This window comes from Micromonospora sp. KC723 (assembly GCF_004348595.1).
Lineage (GTDB): Bacteria > Actinomycetota > Actinomycetes > Mycobacteriales > Micromonosporaceae > Micromonospora.
The window spans coordinates 21,649-37,818 of record NZ_SMKD01000050.1 but is presented as its reverse complement, the minus strand read 5'-3'; the positions used below and the strand labels follow the sequence as shown (position 1 = coordinate 37,818).

General features: G+C 71.8%; 11 protein-coding genes. 3 read left to right on the top strand and 8 right to left on the bottom strand.

The features are described 5' to 3' along the window. Positions 1-273: 273 nt before the first annotated feature. The 8 genes from E1165_RS13855 to araB form a co-directional block, all read right to left on the bottom strand. Positions 274-1,302, bottom strand: a complete 1,029-nt coding sequence (locus E1165_RS13855) for a LacI family DNA-binding transcriptional regulator (RefSeq protein ID WP_132391465.1) — start codon at positions 1,300-1,302, stop codon at positions 274-276. 132 nt (positions 1,303-1,434) lie between these two features. Then, positions 1,435-2,940: an L-arabinose isomerase gene (gene araA / locus E1165_RS13850; RefSeq protein WP_132391463.1), complete on the bottom strand. Its 1,506-nt coding sequence runs from the start codon at positions 2,938-2,940 to the stop codon at positions 1,435-1,437. 29 nt (positions 2,941-2,969) lie between these two features. Continuing rightward, positions 2,970-3,962: a galactofuranose ABC transporter, permease protein YjfF gene (yjfF, locus tag E1165_RS13845; RefSeq protein WP_132391461.1), complete on the bottom strand. Its 993-nt coding sequence runs from the start codon at positions 3,960-3,962 to the stop codon at positions 2,970-2,972. After that, positions 3,959-5,029: an ABC transporter permease gene (locus tag E1165_RS13840; protein WP_132391459.1), complete on the bottom strand. Its 1,071-nt coding sequence runs from the start codon at positions 5,027-5,029 to the stop codon at positions 3,959-3,961. The genes yjfF and E1165_RS13840 overlap by 4 nt, the downstream gene beginning before the upstream one ends. Continuing rightward, positions 5,026-6,570, bottom strand: coding sequence for a sugar ABC transporter ATP-binding protein (locus tag E1165_RS13835; RefSeq protein ID WP_132391457.1), 1,545 nt, complete (start codon positions 6,568-6,570; stop codon positions 5,026-5,028). Before E1165_RS13835 ends, E1165_RS13840 begins: the two co-directional genes overlap by 4 nt. A gap of 187 nt (positions 6,571-6,757) precedes the next feature. Next, the gene (locus E1165_RS13830; RefSeq protein ID WP_132391455.1) at positions 6,758-7,753 is read right to left on the bottom strand and encodes an ABC transporter substrate-binding protein; all 996 of its coding nucleotides are present in this window, start codon (positions 7,751-7,753) and stop codon (positions 6,758-6,760) included. A gap of 144 nt (positions 7,754-7,897) precedes the next feature. After that, entirely contained in the window at positions 7,898-8,590 is a 693-nt protein-coding gene (locus E1165_RS13825; RefSeq protein WP_207916880.1) for an L-ribulose-5-phosphate 4-epimerase, read from the bottom strand. Then, entirely contained in the window at positions 8,587-10,284 is a 1,698-nt protein-coding gene (gene araB, locus E1165_RS13820; RefSeq protein ID WP_132391467.1) for a ribulokinase, read from the bottom strand. The genes E1165_RS13825 and araB overlap by 4 nt, the downstream gene beginning before the upstream one ends. Before the next feature lie 398 nt (positions 10,285-10,682). Here araB and E1165_RS13815 point away from each other — a divergent pair, with 398 nt between their 5' ends. The 3 genes from E1165_RS13815 to E1165_RS13805 all read left to right on the top strand — a co-directional run bounded on the left by E1165_RS13815 (position 10,683) and on the right by E1165_RS13805 (position 16,108). Next, positions 10,683-13,223 (top strand): alpha-L-arabinofuranosidase C-terminal domain-containing protein, encoded by a 2,541-nt coding sequence (locus tag E1165_RS13815; protein WP_132391453.1) that lies wholly within the window; start codon positions 10,683-10,685, stop codon positions 13,221-13,223. Between the two features lie 9 nt (positions 13,224-13,232). Continuing rightward, the gene (locus E1165_RS13810) at positions 13,233-14,750 is read left to right on the top strand and encodes a family 43 glycosylhydrolase (protein ID WP_132391451.1); all 1,518 of its coding nucleotides are present in this window, start codon (positions 13,233-13,235) and stop codon (positions 14,748-14,750) included. A gap of 230 nt (positions 14,751-14,980) precedes the next feature. Beyond that, on the top strand, positions 14,981-16,108 hold the full coding sequence (locus E1165_RS13805) for a CaiB/BaiF CoA-transferase family protein (RefSeq protein WP_132391449.1): 1,128 nt from the start codon (positions 14,981-14,983) through the stop codon (positions 16,106-16,108). Positions 16,109-16,170 lie beyond the last annotated feature (62 nt).

Here is a 16,170-nt window from a genome sequence, read left to right as displayed (position 1 = left end):
GCCCGGGGGACGGCTGATCGCATAGGTGAATCCCTCACGTCGGGGATGTGAGCGTTAACAAACAGGAATTGTCAACGCAACAAATCAACCGAGTCAAGGATCTGAACGTGCCCTTTCCGCTGCGTAGGGGCGTGCTCACTCGCTCGCACCGGCACCACCTGCGGACGGCGGACGGCGCGGGGTTCGGTCACTGCGGGCGCGCTGCGCCGTGGAACCGGCAGGGAAGCCCGCCGAACCGACACGCCGTCCAGCCGGGACAGCACGGGTCGCCGCTCAGCGCGGCAGGACGGCACTGCTGGCCCGGGCCACCAGCATCGGCGGGACAGCCGGCCGGGTGACGCCGGAGACGGTCGCGTCGGTGTCGAGCAGCTCCAGCAGCGTCGCCACGCACCGGCGACCCACCTCGTCGAAGTCCTGCCGGATCGTGGTCAGCGGCGGCGACAGGTACTCGGCCTCCGGGATGTCGTCGAAGCCCACCACACTGACGTCGTCCGGCACCCGCCGGCCACGCTGGTGCAGGGCGCTCAGCAGGCCCAGCGCCTGGTGGTCGTTGGCGCAGAAGACCGCCGTGACATCCGGACGGTCGGCCAGGGACAGTCCGATCTCGTACCCCGAGCGGGGGCTCCAGTCCCCGACGAGAACCGGCGGCACCGGCCGGCCGGCCGCGTCCAGGGCCTGCCGCCAGCCCTCGAGCCGGTCGCGTGCCTCCAGCCAGTCCCGGGGGCCGCCGATATGCCACACCGTCTCGTGCCGCAGGCCGAGCAGGTGCTCCACGGCCATCCGCGCGCCGGTCACCTGGTCCACCGAGATGCTGGGCAGCACCCCCGCTCCCCCGCCGGCCTCGACGACCACGGCGGGCACCCCGGTGGGCAGCCCGTGCACCGCGACGGCCGCCGTCATCAACGGCGCGATGATGACGACCCCGGCCACCGACTGCTCGGTGAGGGCGTCGATGGCCGCGGTCATCCCGGTCCGGTCCAGCTGCTCCAACGTCACGATGTTGATGCCGTAACCGGCGGCCCGGGCGGCCCGTTCCACCCCCAGCAGGGTGGCGGCCGGGCCGTAGAGGATGGTGTCGAAGCTGACCACCCCGATGACCCGGGACCGCCGGCCGGCCAACCCCCGGGCCAGCGCGTTGGGGCGGTAGTTGAGCTGGTGCACGGCGCGCAGCACCCGCTCGCGGGTCTCCTGCCGGACGCTGGGGTGATTGTTGAGCACCCGCGACACGGTCTGGTGCGAGACCCCGGCGAGCCGGGCCACGTCGCTCATCACCGCGGCTCGCGTACCCGCCTGCTGACCCATGGCTACCCCCTCGTGCTCATCGTCGACCTGTGGTGATCGCGCCAACCGGCCGACGCGGACCCCGCGCGGGCGGTGGCCGGCGCGTCCCGGGTGCCATGGGGACGCGCCGGCCACCGCGGCGCGGCGCGGCGGTCAGAAGCCCCGGGCCAACCGGTAGTAGGCCTGGTTCCACCGCAGTTCGTCGGCGAGCCGCCGGGTGGTCGTGTCCGCGTCGATGACCACCAGCTCGGTGGAGACCATCTCGGACAGGTCGTACAGCTCCTCCACGCCGACGGCCTGGGACAGGACGGTGTGGTGCGGCGCGCCGGCGGTCAGCCAGGCCTCCGCCGACCGGGGCAGGTCCGGACGCGGTCGCCACACGGCCCGGGCCACCGGCAGCTTCGGCAACGGGTGCGGCGGGGCGACCACGTCGATCTCGTTGGCGACCAGCCGGAACCGCTCGCCCATGTCGGCCAGGCCGAGCACCACCGCCGGGCCGGCCTGGGCGTCGAAGACCATCCGCACCGGGTCCTCCCGGCCGCCGATGCCCAACGGGTGGATCTCCACGTTCGGGGTGTCCGCGGCGATGGACGGGCACACCTCCAGCATGTGCGCGCCGAGGACCAACTCCTGGCCGGGGGTGAGGTCGTAGGTGTAGTCCTCCATGAAGGACGTGCCGCCGGTGGTGCCGACCGACATCGCCTTCAGGGTGCGGACCAGCACCGAGGTCTTCCAGTCCCCCTCGCCGCCGAACCCGTAGCCGTCGGCCATCAACCGCTGCACCGCGATGCCGGGCAGCTGGCGCAGACCGCCGAGGTCCTCGAAGTTGGTGGTGAAGGCCCGGAACCCGCCGGCTTCGAGGAACTCGCGCAGCCCCGCCTCGATCCGGGCGGCGTAGCGCAGGGAGTCGTGCCGCTCCCCGCCCGGACGCAGCTCGGGCACCAACCGGTAGCTGTCGTCGTACTCCTTGACCAACTCGTCGACGCGCGCGTCCGCGACGGCGTCGACCGCCGCGACCAGGTCGTTGACGCCGTAGGTGTTGACCGAGACACCGAAGCGCAACTCCGCCTCGACCTTGTCGCCCTCGGTCACCGCCACGTCGCGCATGTTGTCGCCGAAACGGGCGAGCCGCAGCGACCGCATCTCGGCGTGGCCGACCGCGGCCCGGACCCAGGCCGCGACCCGGGCGGTGACCTGCGGGTTGCTCACATGGCCGGCGACGGTCTTGCGGGCCACCCCGAGCCTGGTCTGCACGAACCCGAACTCCCGGTCGCCGTGCGCGGCCTGGTTGAGGTTCATGAAGTCCATGTCGATCTCGGACCAGGGCAGCGCCACGTTGGCCTGGGTGTGCAGGTGAAGCAGCGGGGTGCGCAGCGCGTCCAGTCCGGAGATCCACATCTTCGCGGGTGAGAAGGTGTGCATCCAGGCGATCACGCCGACCGCGCCCTGGACGGCGGCGTCGCGGCAGACCGCCAGGATCTCGGCGCTGGAGGTGAGGACCGGCTTCCACACGACCCGGGCGGGGACGGCGGGATCGGCGTCGAGCCGCGCGGCGATCTGCCGGGACTGCTCGGCCACCTGCTGCAGGGTCTCCGGGCCGTACAGACCCTGGCTCCCGGTGAGGAACCAGACCTCGGGGGCCGGCGATGGGTCAGTCATGGGGTTGCCTTCCGGTGTAACGGTCGGGATTACTTCTTGCGGATGCCGACGAGACGCTGGAGCAGGATGAAGGCGAACAGCAGAGCGCCGATCACGATCTTGGTCCACCACGAGCTGAGGGTGCCGTCGAAGGTGATCAGCGTCTGGATCACACCGAGCACCAGGACACCCAGCACGGTGCCGAACACGTAGCCCGAGCCGCCCGTCAGCAGGGTGCCGCCGATGACCACCGCGGCGATCACGTCCAGCTCCATGCCGACGGCGATCAGTGGCGCGCCGGAGAGGGTGTAGAAGGAGAGCAGGATGCCGCCGACCGCCGAGCAGAGCCCGCTGATGGTGTAGACGGCGATCTTCGTACGCCCCACCGGCAGGCCCATCAGCAGGGCCGACTGCGGGTTGCCGCCGATGGCGTACACGTTGCGCCCCAGCCGGGTGTACGCCAGCGTGAACGCCGCCACCCCGACCACCGCCAGGGCGATCAGCACGCTCACCGAGACGAAGTTCTCCCCGATCCGGATGCGCTCCTGCGCCGCCGACGTCCAGAACCCTTCGGTGATCGGGATGGACGTCGAGCTGATCCAGGTGCACATGCCCCGGGCGAAGAACATCCCGGCCAGGGTGACGATGAACGGCTGGATGTCGAAGAAGTGGATGACGCAGCCCATCGCGAAACCCAACGTCGGGCCGATCAGCAGCGCGACCACCAGCACCAACGCGGGATTCACCCCGTCGCGCAGCAGTGACGCGGAGACCATCGCGGTCATCGCCACCACCGAGCCGACCGACAGGTCGATGCCGCCGGTGAGGATCACGAAGGTCATCCCCACCGCGACGACGAGCAGGAAGCCGTTGTCGATGAAGATGTTGAAGACGACCTGGATGTTGGAGAAGGCACGGTACTGCGAGACGCCGACGCCGTACATGACGAGCAGCAGCACGAAGGTGGCCAGCACCGGCACGTGCCGTTGCGGCACCCGCCACCAGGCCCGGTCGGCGCGTACGGCCAGTGGTGTGGTGGTCATGCCGGGACCTGCTCCTTCTGCTTCTCGGCGGTCGGCGCCGGGGGCGGTGCCAGCGGCCGCTTCCGGCGGAACCGGGCGCGGAACGCCGGGGCCTGGATGAGGCAGACCGCGATCACCACCACGGCCTTGAACAACAGCGCCGTCTGCGGGTCGATGTTCATGGCGTACACCGAGGTGGTCAGGGTCTGGATGATCAGCGCGCCGACGATGGTGCCGCTGAGGTAGAACCGGCCGCCGGCCAGCGAGGTGCCGCCGATGACCACGGCCAGGATCGCGTCGAGCTCCACCCAGAGGCCGGCGGCGTTGCCGTCGGCGCTGGAGACGTTCGCGGTCATCATGAACCCGGCGATCGCCGCGCAGGCCGCGCTGACCACGTACACCAGCAGGGTGATCCGCCGGGAGCGGATGCCGGCCAGCCGGCTGGCCTCGGCGTTGCCACCGACCGATTCGATGATCATGCCGAGCGCGGTGCGCCGGGTCAGCACCGCCACGATCACCGCCACCACCAGGGCGATGATGATCGCGAACGGCAGGGTGAGCAGGTGCCCCACCCCGATCGTCTTGTACGGCTCGCTGTTGATGGTGATGATCTGACCGGAGGTGATCAGCTGGGCCAGGCCACGACCGGCGACCATCAGGATCAGCGTGGCGATGATGGGTTGGATGCCGATGACGGCGACCAGCACCCCGTTCCAGACGCCGAGCACCAGCGCGAGGCCGAACGCGATGGCCAGCGCCGTGAACACGCCGCCGAGGCTGTTCTGGTCGGGTTGCTCGCTGATCCACAGGCAGGCCACCGCGCCGCTGACCGCGACCACGGAGCCCACCGACAGATCGATGCCGCCGGTCGCGATGACCAGGGACATGCCCAACGCCACCAGGATGAGGGGCGCGCTGAGCCGGACGATGTCGATCAGGCTGCCGTACAGGTGACCGTTCTTCAGCTCGACCGACAGGAAGCTCGGCCGGTACACGGTGTTCGCCACCAGCAGCACGACCAGCATCACCAGCGGCCAGAACAGCCGGTGGCCGGTAACCGGCGCGAGACGCGCCTTGACTGTGCTCATGCCTTCTCCAACCCTTCCTGCCGGGCGCCACTGGCGATGGCCCGCATCACGCGGTCGGCGTCGAGGGATTCGTCGTTGGTGAGCTGGGCGACGAGCTGCCGGTCCCGCATCACGGCGACCTTGTGGCTGAGCCGCAGCACCTCCTCCAGCTCCGCGGAGATGAACAGCACCGCCATGCCGCCGTCGGAGAGCTGCGCCACCAGGCGCTGGATCTCGGTCTTCGCACCGATGTCGATGCCCCGGGTCGGTTCGTCCAGGATCAGCAGCCGCGGCTCGGTGATCAGCCAGCGGGCCAGCAGCACCTTCTGCTGGTTGCCGCCGGAGAGGTTGCGCACCGGCCTTTCCGGGTCGGCCGGACGGATGCTCAGCGCCTCGATCCAGCGCTGCACCAGCTCGTCCTGCTTGCGCCGGGGCACCGGCCGCAGCCAGCCCCGGGCGGCCTGCATGGCCAGGATGATGTTCTCCCGCACCGACAGCTCGCCGATCAGGCCCTCGGTGCGGCGGTTCTCTGAGCAGAAGGCGATGTCGCGGTCGATCGCGGCGATCGGGTTGCGGATCGTGGTGGGTTTGCCGTCGACGACGAGCTGCCCCTTGTCGGCGCGGTCCGCGCCGAAGAAGAGCCGTGCCACCTCGGTGCGACCCGAACCGAGCAGCCCGGCCATGCCGACCACCTCACCGGCGTGGATGGTCAGGCTGAACGGCGCCACCGCGCCGCTGCGCCCGAGCCCGTCGGCCTCGACCAGCGGGCTGCCCTCGGCCACCCGGGCCGGGTCCTTGCCGGCCTCGGAGTCGAGCTGCTCCAACGCGTCGAGTTCCTTGCCGATCATCTTCTCGACCAGGGCGAGCTGGGGCAGGTCGGCGGTGAGGTACTCGCCGACCAGGCGGCCGTTGCGCAGCACCGTGATCCGGTCGGCGATGCCGTAGACCTGGTCGAGGAAGTGGGTGACGAAGAGGATCGCGATGCCCTGGTCGCGGAGCTGGCGCATGATCCGCAGCAGCTGCGCGACCTCGTCGGCGTCCAGGCTGGAGGTCGGCTCGTCGAGGATGAGCACCCGGGCCTGCACGTCGACGGCGCGGGCGATGGCCACCATCTGCTGCACCGCCAGCGAGTAGCTGCCGAGCAGCTCACTGACGTCGATGTGCAGGTCGAGGCGGGCCAGCGCCTCCTGTGCCTGGCGCCGCATCTGGCGCCAGTTGATCGCGCCGCCTCGGCGCGGCTCGCGGCCGATGAAGATGTTCTCCGCCACCGACAGGTTGGTGCAGAGGTTGACCTCCTGGTACACGGTGCTCACGCCGGCCGCGGCGGCCTGCATCGGCCCGGTGAAGGAGACCTGGGTGCCGTCGAGGGTGATGGTGCCGGCGTCCGTGCCGTAGACGCCGGTCAGCACCTTGATCAAAGTGGACTTGCCGGCGCCGTTCTCGCCCATCAGGGCGTGGACCTCACCGGGGAAGAGCCGGAAGTCGACGCCGTCGAGGGCCCGTACTCCCGGGAAGTGTTTGCTGATCGCGGTCATCGTCAGGACCGGATGCCTCTGCGACATCCCACCAGACCTTTCGTGGTGTGCGGCGGTGCGGGGCGGTCGCGACCGCCCGTGGCGGACGCGGTCCGTCGGCGCGTGCGGCGCGGGAGGGCGGTCGGGCCGGTGGTGTCGTCGACACCACCGGCCCGACGCCGTCACGGCGAGGATTCGCCGCCCGGGAACGCCGCGTGGGGACGCGGCGGGCCGGTCAGTACTTGCGGGTGGGCAGGGCGGCCTTCGCCTGCTCCTGGGTGAACGTGGTCTCCTCGGTCTCGACGCGGGCGGGGACCTCCTCGCCGGCCTTGACCTTCTTCACCAGGTCCATCAGCTGAGGGCCGAGCAGCGGGCTGCACTCCGCGATGAAGTTGAACTTCCCGTCGGCGAGGGCCTGCATACCGTCCTTGACCGCGTCGATGGTGATGATGGTGATGTCCTTGCCCGGCACCTTGCCGGCCGCGGTGATCGCCTCGAGCGCGCCCAGACCCATGTCGTCGTTGTGCGCGAAGAGCACGTCGATCTTCGGGTTGGCCTTCAGGAACTGCTCCATGACCTGCTTGCCGCCGGCGCGGGTGAAGTCGCCGCTCTGCGAGGCGACGACCTTCAGGTTCGGGTTGGCGGCGATCGCCTCGGCGAAGCCCTTCTTGCGGTCGTTGGCCGGCGCCGAGCCGGTGGTGCCCTGCAGCTCGACGATGTTCACCGGGCCGGTCGCGGCCTGCTTCTCCTTGACCAGCCACTCACCGGCGAGGCGGCCCTCCTTGACGAAGTCCGAGCCGATGAAGGTCTTGTAGAGGCTCTTGTCGGCCGAGTCGACGGCGCGGTCGGTCAGGATCACCGGGATCTTGGCGTCCTTGGCCTCCTTGAGCACGGTGTCCCAGCCCGACTCCACCACCGGCGAGAAGGCGATCACGTCGACCTTCTGCTGGATGAAGTTGCGGATCGCCTTGATCTGGTTCTCCTGCTTCTGCTGGGCGTCGTCGAACTTCAGCTCGATCCCGGCCGCCGCGGCGGCCTCCTTGATCGAGGTGGTGTTCGCGGTACGCCAGCCGCTCTCCGCGCCGACCTGGGAGAAGCCGAGCACGATCTTGCCGTCGCCGCCGGCGCTGTCGCCGGTGTCGCTGTTGCCGCAGGCGGTCAGCCCGCTGGCCAGCAGGCCGGCGGCGAGCAGCGCGCCGAGGCCGCGACGGGTGATGGTGGTACGGGTCATGTGATGACTCCTTTGGGGGTGAGGTGGGTCACCGGGCTCCGGGCGTCGGGGCACGCCGGACGACGGAGCCGGTGGGTGGTGCGGTGGTGCGTCGGGTCGGCCGACCCCTTGGGGGCGGGTCCGGCCGGCCCGACCAGGGCCGGGTCAGGACTTCGCGGAACCGGAGCCCGGCTGGCCGTAGACGTTCTGGTAGCGGTCGTAGAGCGAGTCGATGTCGGCCTGGGTCATCGGCACCGGGGTGCCGAGCGTCCGGGCCAGGTGCGCGGTGCGGGCCACGTCCTCGCACATCACCGCGGCCTTCACCGCGGCGCGGGCGTCCTTGCCGATGGTGAAGACGCCGTGGTTGCGCATCAGCACCGCCGGGGAGCGGTGCCCGGACAGGGTGGCGACGATGCCCTTGCCGATGTCGTCGCCGCCGATGAGGGCGAACGGACCCACCGGGATCTCTCCGCCGAACTCGTCGGCCTGGGCGGTGAGGTGACACGGGATGGACTCGCCGCACGCCGCCCACGCGGTGGCGTAGTTGCTGTGCGTGTGGACCACGCCGCCCACCTCCGGCATCGCCCGGTAGACGTACGCGTGCGCGGCCGTGTCGCTGGACGGGGAGAGGTCCCCGTCGACCACGACCCCGTCGAGGTCGCAGACGATCATGTTGTCGGGTCGCAGGTCGTCGTAGGAGACCCCGCTGGGCTTGATGACCATCAGGTCGTGGCCGGGCACCCGGGCCGAGACGTTCCCGGCCGTCCAGGCGACCAGGTGGTAGCGGACCAGTTCGGCGTGCAGGGCCGCCACGGTCTCCCGCAGTCGGGTCACCTCGGTGGGCAGCGTACGGCTCATGCCAGCACCTCCTGGGGGGTCGCCGGCGCGGCCGGCGTGGATTCGGCCGCCCCGCGGGCGGCGTTACGGATGGCGCGCAGGCGCAGCAGTGTCTCGTCGCCGCCGCGTCCGAAGTGGTCGTGCAGTCGGCGGTACTCGGCGTACAGGGCGTCGTAGGCGCGGGCCCGCTCCGGGTCGGGCCGGTAGACGTCCCGGTCGACCCGGCCCATCGCCGCCGACGCCGCGGCCACGTCGGGGTACGCCCCGGCGGCCACCGCCGCGTGGATCGCCGAGCCGAGCGCCGGACCCTGCGCCGAGCCGATGATGCCCAGCGGGCGCTGGGTGACGTCGGCGTAGATCTGCATCAGCAACTCGTTCTTGGTCAGGCCGCCGGCGACGATCACCTCGTCCACCGGCACGCCCGCCTCGGCGAACGCCTCGATGATCATCCGGGTGCCGTACGCGGTGGACTCCAGCAACGCCCGGTAGACGTCCGGCGGCCGGGTGGCCAGGGTGAGGCCGACGATCATCCCGCTGAGGTGGTGGTTGACCAGCAGCGAACGGTTGCCGTTCCACCAGTCGAGCGCGACCAGGCCGTGCGCGCCGACGGGCTGGGCGGCGGCGGCCGCGGTCAGCTCCTCGTGCGAGGCCCAGCCGGCCGGCGCGGCGTGCTCGACGAACCAGCCGAAGATGTCGCCGACCCCGCTCTGTCCGGCCTCGTAGCCCCAGGCGCCGGCGCTGATGCCGCCGTCGACCACGCCGCACATGCCGGCCACCTCCGCCAGCTTCGTGCCGTTGACGACGTGGCAGGTGGAGGTGCCCATGATGGCGACCAGCCGACCGGGCTCGATGGCCTGGGCGGAGGCGGCGGTGACGTGGGCGTCGACGTTGCCGACCGCCACCGCGATGCCCTCGGGCAGGCCGGTCCAGGCGGCGGCCTGCGCGGACAGCCCGCCCGCCCGGGCGCCCAGCGGCGCAAGCGGCCCGTCGATCTTGGTGACGAAGTCGGCGAAGTCGGGGTTCAGGGCGGCCAGGTAGTCCCGGGACGGGTACCGGCCGTCCTGGCGGATGCCCTTGTAGCCGGCGGTGCAGACGTTGCGGGTCTCGACGCCGCAGAGCTGCCAGACGACCCAGTCGGCGGCCTCGATCCACCGCTCGGCCCGGGCGTAGACCTCCGGGTCCTCCTCCAGCAACTGCAGGCCCTTGGCGTACTGCCACTCGGCGGAGATCTTGCCGCCGTAGCGGCCGATCCACGGCTCGCCGCGCTCGTGGGCGAGGGCGTTGATCCGGTCGGCCTGCCCCTGGGCGGCGTGGTGCTTCCACAGCTTCACCCAGGCGTGCGGCCGGGTGCGCAGCTCGGGCACCTCGCACAGCGGGGTGCCGTCGGCCAGGGTGGGCAGCACGGTGCAGGCGGTGAAGTCGATGCCGACGCCGACCACCCGGGCCGGGTCGACGCCGCTGGCGGCCAGGGCGGCCGGGACGGCCTGCCGGAACACCTCGCGGTAGTCGTCCGGGTCCTGCAGGGCCCAGTCCGCCGGCAGTTCCCGGCCGTCGGCGGCGGTGAGGAACCGCTCCATCACCGCGTGGCGGTACTCGTGCACCGCCGTGCCCAGCTCGGCACCGTCGGCGACCCGCACCACCAGCGCCCGACCGGACAGCGTGCCGAAGTCGACGCCGACGACGTACTGGTCGTCGGGTCCTGCGCCTACGTCCATGAACATCCTCCACTCACCTGCTGGGGCACAGTGTTAGCGCTCACATCGGGTTGGGTCAAGACACGTTTCGAAACATCTTCGACTCCGAGGCCAGCCCACTTGGCGGCCCGAGCACCCGGGCGAGCCGCGCGACCGCCCTTTCACCTGGCCCGACGAACGCCGCCGGCCCGGCCGGACGGCTTCCCTAACGATCCGGTCACGGCCGCGCCGGGCCGGGGTGCCGCCGCCGGGTACCCCGCCGTAGCACGCCGGTCATCAGGGTATTGACCGTGGGACACGCGCCCGTAATACTCGCTGCCTGTTAGCGCTCACATCGATGGCACCCGCGGGCACTCCGCCGTGCGCGGAACGGCCTGCCACGCGGCCCCGACGTCCACGCACGACGCTCAGGAGGCACTGTGTTCCGACCACAACCACTGCTCGCGGCGGCGACCGCCGCGCTGGTGGCCGTCACCCTCACCACGGCGGCCCCCGGAGCGGCCCGGGAACCGGCCCCACAGCCGGAGTACACCGTCACGGTCGACCCCGCCGCCCCCGGTGTCGCCATCAGCGACTCCCACTACGGGGTGTTCTTCGAGGACATCAACTACGCCGCCGACGGCGGCCTGTACGCGGAGCTGGTCCGCAACCGGTCCTTCGAGTTCCTGCCCAGGGACCACGCGTCGTTCACCGGGATGACGGCCTGGACGCCGAGCGCCACCGACGGCGGCTCCGGCACCGCGACCACGGTCGACGACGCCCACCGGCTCAACGACCGCAACCGCACCTACCTGCGGCTGGACCTGGCCAACCCCGGCGGCGGCCGGTACGGCGTCACCAACGCCGGCTGGAACAAGGGGGTGACCCTGACCGCCGGGGCCCGGTACGACTTCTCGGTCTGGGCCCGCACCGAGGCGCCCCGGGGCACCCCGCTGTCGGTCACCCTGCACGACGCCGCCGGTGAACCCCTCGCCGCACCACTGACCGTGATCGTGCGGGGCGACAGGTGGACCAGGTACAAGGGAACCCTGCTCGCCGCCCGCGACACCGACGCCGCCCGGCTGTCGGTCCGCGGCGCCGGCACCGGCACGCTGCGCCTCGACATGGTCTCGCTGTTCCCCCGGGACACCTTCCGGGGCCGTCCCAACGGTTTGCGCCGTGACCTCGCCGAGAAGATCGCCGCGCTGAGGCCCGGCTTCGTCCGCTTCCCCGGCGGCTGCCTGGTGAACACCAACAGCATGGCCGGCTACGACGCCGCCTCCAACTGGGAGCGGGCCCGGTCGTACCAGTGGAAGGACACCGTCGGGCCGGTCGAGACCCGCGCCACCAACGCCAACTTCTGGGGCTACAACCAGACCTACGGCCTGGGGTACTTCGAGTACTTCCAGTTCGCCGAGGACATCGGCGCGATGCCCCTGCCGGTGGTGCCCGCCCTGGTCACCGGGTGCGGCCAGAACCGCGCCACCAACGACGAGGCGCTGCTGCGCCGGCACATCCAGGACACCCTCGACCTGATCGAGTTCGCGACCGGACCGGCCACCTCGACGTGGGGCGGACTGCGCGCCTCGATGGGGCACCCCGAGCCGTTCCGGCTCACCCACGTCGCGGTCGGCAACGAGGAGAACCTGCCGGACGCCTACTTCGCCAACTTCGAGAAGTTCCGCGCCGCGATCAAGGCGGCCCACCCGCAGATCACCGTGATCGGCAACTCCGGCCCCGACGACCAGGGCACCACCTTCGACCGGCTGTGGGAGCTCAACCGTGCCGCCGGCGTCGAGATGGTCGACGAGCACTACTACAACAGCCCGGCCTGGTTCCTGCAGAACAACACCCGCTACGACGCCTACGACCGCAACGGGCCGAAGGTGTTCCTCGGCGAGTACGCCTCGCAGGACAACAAGCTGTTCAACGCGCTGGCCGAGGCGTCGTACATGACCGGGCTGGAACGCAACGCCGACGTGGTGCGGATGGCCGCGTACGCGCCGCTGCTGGCCAACATCGACCACGTCCAGTGGCGGCCAGACATGATCTGGTTCGACAACGACGAGTCCTGGGGCTCCACCAGTTACCAGGTGCAGAAGCTGTTCATGAACAACGTCGGCGACCGTACCGTGCCGAGCCGGGTCACCGGCCCGACCGCCGAGCCGACGGCGATCACCGGAGCGATCGGACTGTCCACCTGGGCCACCTCCGCCAGCTACGACGACGTCCGGGTCACCACGCCCGACGGGACGGTGCTGTTCGCCGACGACTTCTCCGCCGGGGCCGGGGCCTGGACGCCGCTGGCCAACCGGGGCAGCTGGTCGGTGGTGGACGGGGCGTACGTCCAGTCCGACACCGGCGCCCAGGACACCCTGGTCAAGGCCGCTGACGTCACCGTCGGCGACTACGACCTGACGCTCAAGGCGCGCAAGAACGCCGGCGCGGAGGGCTTCCTCATCGCGTTCGGCGTGAAGGACTCCGGCAACTTCTACTGGTGGAACCTCGGTGGCTGGAACAACACCCAGGGCGCGGTGGAGAAGGCCACCGGCGGCGCGAAGGAGACCCTGCTCGCCAAGCCCAACAGCATCACCACCGGCACCACGTACGACATCCGGATCCAGGTCCGGGGCACCAAGGTGACGCTGCTGCTCAACGGCCAGGTGTGGGGCAGCTTCACCGACGACCGGGTGACCCGGCCGTTCACCCAGGTCGTCACCCGCGACGACGCCACCGGCGAGCTGATCGTCAAGGTCGTCAACGCGCAGGACAAGGCAGCTGTGACCCGGGTCGACCTGGGCGGGTTGGCGGTGGCCGACACCGCCCGGGCGACCGTGATCAGCGGTGACCCCGGCGAGGCGAACACCCGGACGGCCGAACCGATCCAACCGGTCACCAGCACCCTGCGCGGGATCAGTGGCGACTTCGTCCACACCTTCCCGGCGAACTCCGTCACCTTCCTGCGCCTGCGGACCAAGTGAGGTACCACGATGACGTACGCGTTGAGCCGGCGTAACCTGCTACGCGGCAGCCTGGGGGTGGCGACGACCGGCCTGGTCGGCGGGCTCGCCTCCGCGGCCACCGCGGCTCCCGCCGCCCCGGGGGCCACCACCGCTCCCCCGGCCCCCACGGCGAGCGCCGCCCTGCGGCCGGTGCCCGTCCGCCCCGACGCCGAGGTCTACGGCGTCACCACCGTCGACCCGCTGATCCGGCAGCGGGCCGACCCGTTCATCACCCTGCCGGTGGACGGGACGTACTACTTCACCGGCTCCGTGCCCGAGTACGACCGGATCGTCGTACGGGGCGCCCCCACCATCGCCGGCCTCGCCACCGCCGCCGAGTCGGTCATCTGGCGGCGACCGGCGAGCGGCAAGATGGGCGGGCACATCTGGGCCCCGGAGCTGCACCGCATCGACGGCCGCTGGTACATCTACTTCGCCGCCGGGGACTCCGACAACGTCTTCCGGATCAGGATGTACGTGCTGGAGTCCGCGCTGGCCGACCCCCGGGACCCGGCCGGCTGGCGACTGCGCGGCCAGATCGCCACCGAGTGGGAGGACTTCTCCCTGGACGCGACGACCTTCGCGCACCGGGGCCGCCGGTACCTGGTGTGGGCGCAGGCCGAGCCGGAACTGACCGGCACGAACCTGTACATCGCGGAGATGGACACGCCCTGGTCGATCCGGACCAAGCCGGTCCGCATCGCGACCCCCACCCGCGGCTGGGAGAAGCAGGGCTTCACGGTCAACGAGGGCCCGGCGGTGCTCGTCCGCAACGGACGGGTCTTCATGACCTTCTCCGCCAGCGCGACCGACTCCCGCTACTGCATGGGGCTGCTGACCGCCGACGCCGAGGCGGACCTGCTCGACAACGCCTCGTGGGTGAAGACGCCGGAGCCGGTGTTCGTCACCCACGAACGGACGAGGCGCTACGGGCCGGGACACAACTCGTTCACCGTCGCCGAGGACGGGGTGACCGACGTGCTGGTCTACCACGCCCGGGACTACCGGGACATCACCGGCGACCCGCTGTACGACCCGAACCGGCACGCCCGGGTGCAGAAGCTGTACTGGCACTCCGACGGTTCCCCCCTGTTCGGGGTACCGGTCGGCGAGGGCGGCCCGATCGTGCGCCTCTCCCCCGCCGACGCGTCCCGCGCGTTCCTGCGCCACTACGAGTACGTGCTGCGGGTGGACACCGGGGTCCGTGAGCTGGCCGACAGCCAGTTCCGGTTCGTGCCGGGCCTGGCCGGCGGGGACACCGAGTCGATCCAGTCGGTCAACTTCCCCGACCGGTACGTCCGGGTGGTCGACGGCGTCGTACGGATCGACCCGGTGACGGCCGGCAGCGCCGAGGCGGCCTCGGCGAGCTTCCGCCGGGTGCCCCAGGGCAGGGGCGGCGTCGCGGTGCAACTCGCCACGGACGCCGGCGCGTACCTGCGGCACGACCGCGGCCGGCTGACGGTGGGCGCCCTGGCGGGACGCGCCACCATCTTCCTGCTGAGCTAGCGACGACGGGTCGCCCCACCCGGGGCCGACCCGCACCGCGCGGACGTGCCGCCCCGGCTGCCCGGGGCGGCACGTCGGTCAGCGGGCCAGCAGTCGCGGCTCCCTGACCACATCGGCCCCGGGCCGCGCCGACCGGACGGCGACGCAGGCGCGCGACGCCGGGCTGCTGGCGGCCGTCGCGGCACTCCGGCCGGGGGATCGACCCGCGCCGGCGGATCGGGGAGACTCCGATGGTGGTCAACGACGAGCCGGGCTGCCGCGACCACCCGAACGAGCGGGACGGTCGCCGACGCGCCGGTGCGGGGCAGGCGAGCCCGCACGCCGCCACCGGGGGCGAAGCCGGCGGACCGCTCGCCGGGGTACGCGTCGTCGAACTGGCCAGCCTCGCGCCGGCGACCGGGCCGTTGCAGCGCGGCCGGCGGCTCGTCGCGCTGGACCTGAAGTCACCCGGCGGGGTGGCCGACCTGCTGCGCCTGGTGGAACGCGCCGACGTGCTGGTCGAGGCGTACCGGCCGGGGGTGGCCGAGCGGCTCGGTGTCGGGCCGGACACCTGCCGGCGGCGCAACCCCGGCCTGGTGTACGCCCGGATGACCGGCTGGGGCCAGGATGGCCCGTTGGCCCCCCGGGCCGGCCACGACATCGACTACCTCGCGGTGGCCGGCGCGCTGGAGCCGCTGGGCCGCGCCGGGGAACGCCCGCACGCCCCACTGAACCTGCTCGGCGACTTCGCCGGTGGCGGGTTGCTGCTCGTGGTCGGCGTGCTGGCCGCGCTGCTGGAACGGGAACGCTCCGGCGTCGGCCAGGTCGTCGACGCCGCGATGGTCGACGGTTCGGCGTTGCTCACCGCGTTCCTGCACGGCATGATCGGCGCCGGGCTGTGGACCGCGCCGCGTGGCCGCAACCTGCTCGACGGCGGCGCCCCGTTCTACGACACGTACCGCACCGCCGACGACGGGTTCGTGGCCGTCGGCGCGCTGGAACCGGCGTTCTTCGCGGCCCTGCTGACCGGCCTCGGGCTGGCCGACGAGGACCTGCCCGCCCAGTACGACCCGAGCGGCTGGCCGCGACTGCGCCGCCGGTTCACCGACCGGTTCGCCGAACGCACCCGGGACGAGTGGGCCGAGGTCTTCGCCGGCCTCGACGCGTGTGTGGTTCCGGTGCTCGCCCCCACCGAGGCGCACCGGCATCCGCACAACGCCGCCCGGGGCACCTTCGTCACCGTCGGCGGGGAGGTGCAGCCCGCGCCGGCCCCCCGGTTCGGGCGTACCCCGGCGGCGGTGCCACGGCCGGCACCGGACCCGCGGCGGGATCTGCTCGACGTGGCGGACGTGCTGGCGGGGTGGCCGTCCCGGTCGTGACCGTACGGCCCGAAGGGGCTGGCCGCCGGGGCCGGCCGCGGGTACGGCACCGGCCGTGGGTG

Excerpts from the sequence above, each read along its gene's own strand:
- E1165_RS13855 (WP_132391465.1), bottom strand. The coding sequence starts at position 1,302 with ATGGGTCAGCAGGCGGGTACGCGAGCCGCGGTGATGAGCGACGTGGCC.
- araB (WP_132391467.1), bottom strand. The coding sequence starts at position 10,284 with ATGGACGTAGGCGCAGGACCCGACGACCAGTACGTCGTCGGCGTCGAC.
- yjfF (WP_132391461.1), bottom strand. The coding sequence starts at position 3,962 with ATGACCACCACACCACTGGCCGTACGCGCCGACCGGGCCTGGTGGCGG.
- E1165_RS13805 (WP_132391449.1), top strand. The coding sequence starts at position 14,981 with ATGGTGGTCAACGACGAGCCGGGCTGCCGCGACCACCCGAACGAGCGG.
- E1165_RS13835 (WP_132391457.1), bottom strand. The coding sequence starts at position 6,570 with ATGTCGCAGAGGCATCCGGTCCTGACGATGACCGCGATCAGCAAACAC.
- E1165_RS13840 (WP_132391459.1), bottom strand. The coding sequence starts at position 5,029 with ATGAGCACAGTCAAGGCGCGTCTCGCGCCGGTTACCGGCCACCGGCTG.
- araA (WP_132391463.1), bottom strand. The coding sequence starts at position 2,940 with ATGACTGACCCATCGCCGGCCCCCGAGGTCTGGTTCCTCACCGGGAGC.
- E1165_RS13830 (WP_132391455.1), bottom strand. The coding sequence starts at position 7,753 with ATGACCCGTACCACCATCACCCGTCGCGGCCTCGGCGCGCTGCTCGCC.
- E1165_RS13810 (WP_132391451.1), top strand. The coding sequence starts at position 13,233 with ATGACGTACGCGTTGAGCCGGCGTAACCTGCTACGCGGCAGCCTGGGG.
- E1165_RS13825 (WP_207916880.1), bottom strand. The coding sequence starts at position 8,590 with ATGAGCCGTACGCTGCCCACCGAGGTGACCCGACTGCGGGAGACCGTG.